5 protein-coding genes are annotated in these 6882 nt (G+C 60.1%); 3 read left to right on the top strand and 2 right to left on the bottom strand.

What is annotated here, in order from left to right; genetic code table 11:
* Positions 1-117: 117 nt before the first annotated feature.
* Positions 118-306: a hypothetical protein gene (locus HMPREF2708_RS03735; RefSeq protein WP_016423317.1), complete on the bottom strand. Its 189-nt coding sequence runs from the start codon at positions 304-306 to the stop codon at positions 118-120.
* A 74-nt stretch (positions 307-380) separates the two neighbouring features.
* Between HMPREF2708_RS03735 and HMPREF2708_RS03730 the strand changes: the two genes are divergently transcribed.
* The 3 genes from HMPREF2708_RS03730 (at position 381) to HMPREF2708_RS03720 (ending at position 5416) form a co-directional block, all read left to right on the top strand.
* Positions 381-2897, top strand: coding sequence for a helicase-associated domain-containing protein (locus tag HMPREF2708_RS03730; RefSeq protein ID WP_070832534.1), 2517 nt, complete (start codon positions 381-383; stop codon positions 2895-2897).
* Positions 2898-3045: 148 nt separating this feature from the next.
* Positions 3046-4749, top strand: a complete 1704-nt coding sequence (locus HMPREF2708_RS03725; RefSeq protein WP_070832531.1) for a DNA repair helicase XPB — start codon at positions 3046-3048, stop codon at positions 4747-4749.
* A 25-nt stretch (positions 4750-4774) separates the two neighbouring features.
* The gene (locus HMPREF2708_RS03720; protein ID WP_070832529.1) at positions 4775-5416 is read left to right on the top strand and encodes a DUF3239 domain-containing protein; all 642 of its coding nucleotides are present in this window, start codon (positions 4775-4777) and stop codon (positions 5414-5416) included.
* Between the two features lie 133 nt (positions 5417-5549).
* Here HMPREF2708_RS03720 and HMPREF2708_RS03715 read toward each other — a convergent pair whose 3' ends face one another.
* On the bottom strand, positions 5550-6692 hold the full coding sequence (locus tag HMPREF2708_RS03715) for an alpha/beta hydrolase (protein WP_070832526.1): 1143 nt from the start codon (positions 6690-6692) through the stop codon (positions 5550-5552).
* Between the last annotated feature and the right edge of the window lie 190 nt (positions 6693-6882).

The raw sequence follows: 6882 nt of genomic DNA, 5'->3' as shown, positions 1-6882 counted from the left end.
GGCTTGAAAGTGTCATAAACTCACACAGTTTCATATTTGAAGCCCGCAGCCACGACTGAACTAGCAGTCACGGCTGCGGGCTTCCAGCAGATCTAGCTCTGCTAAAAATCTAAAAGATTACTTGTTAATCACCGTGGTCGGGTGCACGTAACCCAGAGTCTCCGGATCAACCGGGAACTCAATGTCGCCGAAAGGCGAATCTGCACCAGCGTGGTGAGCAATCAGTTCAGTAACAGCGTGCTGACCAGGCTCGAGGTCCTTCGGCCAGCCGGGATCGACATAGGATTTCTTTGCAACGTTAGCCATGCTGAGATTATCCCAAAAATTTTCTCCCCAGTCACCTTCTCCCCTCCTTAAATCTCACTAAAGTGGGGATTGTCATGACTAGCACCACCCCCTTTGCACTCTTTTCCGACTGGCTGGCAGGTCAACCAGACCAATTTGTGGGCACTATCCTCAGCAATCGCCCCGATGCGCTGTCGCCACCGCCGAAGTCGTCCCAGGTGCTAGCGGCAAGGCTCCAGCTCCGCGCTTCTGTCTCCCGCGCGCTGACCAAACTGCCCGCACTGGAGCTCGCCTGCATTGAGGCTGCCGCTGACCTCGGTGCCGACGCCGAACCCGTCACTGCGGACGCCCTCATCGACTACATTCTCGATTTACTCTCTCGAGCAGAGGTCCCCGCCAATCAACGGCCCACGGCCACACATATTCGGACAAGCCTCGATACCCTGCGCGAATACGGACTCATCTGGGGAAACGGCCCCGGCCCCCGCGGCACCTTCACCGGCAAGTCCACCCGCAAGAGGCCTCTGCCCTGGCAGGACTACTTCTGTCTCAGCGATGAGGTCGCCACCTCGTTGCCACCCGGCTGGTATCTTCTGCCCAATCCCGATGGCCCCAGCCGCAGCCAGCTACGCACGGCACTCACCAAGGTCACAGACAGGCAGCAGCGTCTCCTGGATACGCTCGCCAACTCCGGAGGTCTCGGCGTCACAAAGGACGCTCATCCGGATGCCGACCCCTCGCTGCCGGTCCCAGCGCTCATCAACGCCGGCCTGCTCGAACGCATCGACGAGGGCACCGTCCGCCTACCCGCCACCGTTCGCGCGCTTATGCGTGGAGTCGGGCTTGCCGACGACGACGTCCCCCTGCGCCCCGAAACCCCCGCTACTCATGTGATTGCCAGCGGTAACGACCGTGCTGCCGCCACTGCCTGGGAAACTTTGCGACAGGCGACTGACCTCCTGGACCTACTGGGAACCAACCCCGCACCGACCTTGAAAAACGGTGTCATCGGAGTGCGGGAAACCCGCAATCTCATCGAGGAACTCGGCGTCGACATCTCGGAGCTGGCTCGCGGCGTGGCTAACCTCGGTGCAGCGGGCCTGGTTCATGTCGGCACTCCGCATCCGCTGCCATTGCACGACACCGGTGGTGACTATTTCGCCCCCACGCTGGCAGCCGACGGTTTCCTCGACGCCGATCTGGTTGACCGGTGGGTGAGCTTGACAGTCGGCACTCGCACTAGCGACGCAGCTCCCTGGCGGGTCGACCAGCTCAATGAGGAAGGCAAGCGCATTGCTCTGCTCTCCCCACAAACTCGGCTCTCCGGGGTGCCAGCGATCCGGGAAATGGTGCTGGCCTGCTGTGCGCAGGTGGCGTCGTCGGCAAGCGACAACAACGTCGTTGCTCTGACCGACCTGCGTGAATGCGCCGCCTACTACTACCCGATCACCAACGCGAGGTGCACGGACGAGATTCTCAGTGGCGTGGTCGACGAGCTGGTCGCTCTCGGCATCGTCGTGCGGGACCCTGGTGTGGAAACGATTTCCGTCGGCCTTAGCGAGGTTGGCAAAGCCATGGTCGCGCTCATCGAATCCGGCACTGCCGAGGCCTTCGACAATCTGCGTGCTGCCTGTAACAACCTCTTGCCGCCGAACGCCTCGTACCTGATGGTCCAGGCGGACAACACCATCGTCGTGCCGGGCCCCGCATCCCCGGAGATGGAACGCATGCTCAGTTCGATTGCGCAACTGGAATCTCCCGGCCTCGCCAGCGTCTACCGCGTGACCGAAGACAGCCTTCGCGATGCCCTCGACGCCGGCATCAACGCCGCCGATATCTCCGAATTTCTCTCGCGCTACGCCGTCGGCGAGGTGCCGCAGTCCATTACCTATCTGCTTGACGACGTCGCCCGCCGCCACGGTCGTCTCCGCGGTGGCCCCGCAGCTTCGTTTATCCGCTGTGACGATCCGGCCCTGCTGGCCTCTTTCCAAAGTCACCAGGCTGGACAAAGCCTGGCGTTGCGGAAGATTGCCGAAACGGTGCTGATTAGCCAGGCCCCGCTTGCCCAAGTGATTGAGACCGCTAGAAATGGGGGCTTTTCCATCATCGCCGAAGATGCAGAGGGTTTGGTGCTGGATCTCGGTCGCGCTCCCTGTCGCATTGAGGCGCCAGCTCCGGTGCCCACCGCGCGTACAACGATGCCCGAACCGGAACGCATCAGCCAGGCGTTGACGGTTATTGCCGATGGCAACCGTGCTGCCGAGCACGCCGGTAGTTCCAGTGGCGCTACAGCCAGTGGCAGCACTGCTGGGGTCTCTGGCTCGGCTGCGGATTCGGGGACAGGTACGGGAACGGTTGCCGGTGCCAGCGCTAGCACCGGTGACACGAGCGACTACGCCTCCGGCACCGAGGCATTCAAGCTTCTGCAGCGCGCGGCTCGCCACGGTGACGACCTGTATCTAAGCTACGTTGACCGCAACGGCAAACCCGGCCGCAAGCGCGTGCGCCCAGTCACCGTCTCCGGTGGGCAGGTCGATGCTATCGATCCGGCCACCAGCCAAGTGCTGCGCTTCCTGCTGCATCGCATTACCGAAGTACATCCTGTCGACTAGGCGGCGGGCGCGGGGACCGTCGTAAAGCGATGCAAAAGCGAATGTGGCGGTTCGGGATGATTCGAGCCCGTGCCGCATCTTCTGCGTAATCGTGGCAGAATTGACCTTTAGCTTATTTTTGCTCGAATGTCTGCGAGGCGAGGAGATAATGGGTTTCGGTACGGGTCCTCTGATCGTCCAATCGGATAAGACGGTGCTGCTGGAGGTCGATAATCCGGAGGCGGATGCGGCACGCGCGGCGCTGGCACCGTTCGCGGAGCTCGAACGTGCTCCTGAACATGTGCACACCTACCGCATCACCCCGCTGGCGCTGTGGAATGCCCGCGCCGCCGGTCACGACGCGGAGCAGGTGGTCGACGTCCTCGAACGCTTTTCCAAGTTCCCCGTCCCACAGCCCCTGCTTATCGACGTCGCGGAGACCATGGACCGCTACGGTCGCTTGAGCCTGACCAAGCATCCAGCTCACGGCCTTATTCTGGTCTCACACGACCCTGCGGTACTGGCCGAGGTGACCAAGCACAAAAAGATTCGTCCGATGCTCGGTGAGCAAATCGATGCCGACACCTGGACCGTGCACCCCTCCGAGCGAGGCCGAATCAAACAGGAGCTGCTGAAGGTCGGCTGGCCTGCCAATGACACCGCCGGCTACATCGACGGTGAGGCACACGCCATCGCTTGGCAGGATCAGGGCACCGGAGGTGACGACACCTGGGAACTGCGCGACTACCAACGCATGGCGGCTGATTCCTTCCGTGAAGGCGGCTCCGGCGTTGTGGTGCTGCCCTGTGGCGCAGGCAAAACAATCGTCGGCGCGGCGGCCATGGTAGACGCGCAGCGCACCACTTTGATCCTGGTCACCAACACGGTTGCCGGTAGGCAGTGGCGCGACGAACTGCTGCGACGCACCTCGCTGACCGAGGACGAAATCGGCGAGTACTCCGGCGAAAAGAAGGAAATTCGCCCCGTCACCATTGCGACCTACCAAGTGGTCACGCGCAAGACCAAGGGGGAATACCGCGCACTCGAGCTATTCGATTCCCGCGACTGGGGCCTCATCATCTACGACGAGGTCCACCTCCTGCCCGCTCCTGTGTTCCGAATGAGCGCTGATCTGCAGTCGCGCCGTCGACTGGGGCTCACCGCCACCCTGGTGCGCGAAGATGGGCGCGAGGGCGACGTCTTCAGCCTGATCGGCCCGAAGCGCTACGACGCCCCATGGAAGGACATCGAAGCCCAGGGCTGGATCGCACCGGCTGACTGCGTTGAGGTCCGCGTGACCCCGACCGAGTCCGAGCGCATGCTCTACGCCACGGCTGAAGCCTCCGACAGGTATCGCCTGGCCGCAACGACGCCGACGAAGATTCCCGTCGTCAAGCAAATCCTTGCCCGACACGAGGGCGAACCCGCTCTGGTGATTGGTGCCTACCTGGATCAGCTCGAAGAGATTGGCGAGGAACTGGGCGTCGATGTCATCGAAGGAAAGACGTCCAACGCCAAACGCGAGGAGCTCTTTGGGAAGTTCCGGCGCGGCGAGATCAACACGCTGGTGGTCTCCAAGGTTGCGAACTTCTCCATCGACCTTCCCGAAGCCTCTGTCGCCGTGCAAATTTCCGGCACCTTCGGTTCCCGACAGGAGGAGGCACAGCGTCTGGGGCGTCTCCTGCGCCCGAAGTCCGATGGTGGTGGCGCCGTCTTTTACTCGGTGGTGACTCGCGATACGCTCGATACTGAATATGCAGCTCATCGCCAGCGTTTCCTGGCGGAACAGGGCTACGCCTACCGAATCGTCGACGCAGATGAGTACCTCGGCCCAACCCTGCCCGGCGATTCCACCGCTTGCTCGGAATCCTAGAAAAATGGATAACTAAAGGACTGCCATGAACTTTCACTTCCCCGTCAACCGCGAGCACACCAACGCCAACAACGAGTACTACCGCGATGCCCGCCGACTGCTCATCTCCTCCGGCATTTTCTCTGCTCTGCTGCTCGTCGGCGCTGTGCTGGTTCTAGTAGTTTTCGACCGCACGCCGTTTGTTATCGGCAGCGCGGTTGTGCTTTTCGCCCTCGCGGCTCTCTACGTCGGCGTTACCTTCCAGGTGCGACGCGCAATCAAGGATCCGCAAGAGCTTTACGACGAATCCCCGCTGGTTCCGGCCATGATTGCGCGTGTGGATGAGCGAACCATGGTGCTGATGACCTTGGTGGACATGCGTAAAAACCCCTCCGATGGAGAGCCCGTCCCGGCCCTGGCTACACGTACTGTCACCACGATTTCCGGGGTTCCCCGCCGCGTGGGCGCGAAGGTGCCAGCTGTTGCTGTGGCCGGTACGCATAAGAGCCGCACCGAGTTCTACGATGAAATCACCCCAGTGCCCCTCGCGTGGTCCACTCCGGATAAGGCAGTCATCGCTCAAGCCCAGCGCAATATTCCGGTCAACGATTGGAATGTCCTCGAACGCAACATCGACCGGGTGGAAGAGGTCCACGCAACGAAGCGCAACCTCCTGCCGCTGGACTAGTCGGGGCCTGTTCGCCCCGACCTTTTTACACAGAGGTGTTGCCGCCCCGCCCCCCGGATTTCCCTTACCAGCGCTCTCAACCGCGGCGCTCACATGCACAGCGAGAGCGCCATTGGGAACTGAAACGGGTTGACTAGCTCTTGCCCCAGGACTCTTCGTTCTGCCGGTCAATCGCTTCCTTATCGTATTCACCTGCCGGGTCCTCTGGCAGCTCACGTTCCGTGTGAGTGACCTCTAGAATGAACCTCGCTGCGTCCGTAATCTGCTCTCGCTGAACCTTTGGAACCGCAATCTGGTGAGTTGCCAAGAATTCTGCCTGAGAGACCTCTCCACCCGCCTCCTCGACCTTCTTCAGGTACTCGGTAGCTGGACGAACGACAGTATCGCGGGAGGCCGCCTGAACGTGGACACGCATGCTTCGCGACGGCTCATGCAAACCCGGTGACACTTCCTTTGCCGAATCGTCAGAGGTGCCGAAGAATGCCTGCAACCACACCGCAGGCGCACCACGCAAATCTAGGGCCGGAGCAACGAGCAACAGAGCAACCGGCGTTTCCTGACTAATCTGGTCTACCGCGCAAACAACGTTGTGCCCGCCTGAAGAGACGCCATAGAGAACTATCGGGTTCTGATCGCTGATGGGCATTGCACCCAATTTCTGAAGCTGCAACGAATCATCTGCGACAGATGCGACTACCCGGGCAATGTCATTGACGGCCTCAGACACCTTGTGCTCTGGTGCGAGCCGGTAGTCCACATCCACAACAATTGCGCCCGATCGGGCTGCCAGGGCAGCCATATTTGGGCCGAAGGAATTCTCACGCAGACTGCCGTCACCCATCCAAAAAGCGCCGCCGTGTGCGGCAACTACCACAGATCCGGTTGGATCCTGCGGAACAAAAACTCGAACCGGAACGCTAGGACTCTCCCCCACTGTCGTATCCGTTACTTCAACCTTGCCATCGGCATACGCAAGGTATGGCGAAGAATGGTTGACGGCCGCCCCCAAGACCATCATCGAACCGTGAATAATAGCGTCGGGCATACGAGCACCGCGGTCATTGACTGACGCACGAGCCTTCTTGATGTCTTCTTCAGAGGCACCCAACGGGACAACCTCGCTCAAGTAGGAATAGGCCGAGACGTGTTCTTCGAGCCATTCAATAAGCTGCTGCAGCTTACCCTCTTCGGTCGTTACAGGAGTGAAGTTGTCTTGAGACTCGGCCTCAGAAGAAGCGAGGTTAACCACGTCGGAGTTAGGTGTTTGATTAGTCATAGAAACAGTCTGCCATAGAGAACCCATGAGGATTCACCAAGCTAGAAAACCGGGAATTTAATCAATCGGTTTTGCTAACTGAAAATCAACAGAATATTGAATCTATAAAATATTGGATGGGAAAAAGAATAGTATTTTACGCTGTTTATTATTCTGGTTTATGTCGTTTACTTGTGGGTAAAACAAAAGC

Source organism: Corynebacterium sp. HMSC073H12, from assembly GCF_001837775.1.
Lineage (GTDB): Bacteria > Actinomycetota > Actinomycetes > Mycobacteriales > Mycobacteriaceae > Corynebacterium > Corynebacterium amycolatum.
This window is presented reverse-complemented; position numbering and strand designations above follow the sequence as displayed.

Bases quoted from the DNA above. Each gene is read 5' to 3' on its own strand.
- HMPREF2708_RS03735 (WP_016423317.1), bottom strand. From the start codon at position 306: ATGGCTAACGTTGCAAAGAAATCCTATGTCGATCCCGGCTGGCCGAAG.
- HMPREF2708_RS03730 (WP_070832534.1), top strand. From the start codon at position 381: ATGACTAGCACCACCCCCTTTGCACTCTTTTCCGACTGGCTGGCAGGT.
- HMPREF2708_RS03725 (WP_070832531.1), top strand. From the start codon at position 3,046: ATGGGTTTCGGTACGGGTCCTCTGATCGTCCAATCGGATAAGACGGTG.
- HMPREF2708_RS03720 (WP_070832529.1), top strand. From the start codon at position 4,775: ATGAACTTTCACTTCCCCGTCAACCGCGAGCACACCAACGCCAACAAC.
- HMPREF2708_RS03715 (WP_070832526.1), bottom strand. From the start codon at position 6,692: ATGACTAATCAAACACCTAACTCCGACGTGGTTAACCTCGCTTCTTCT.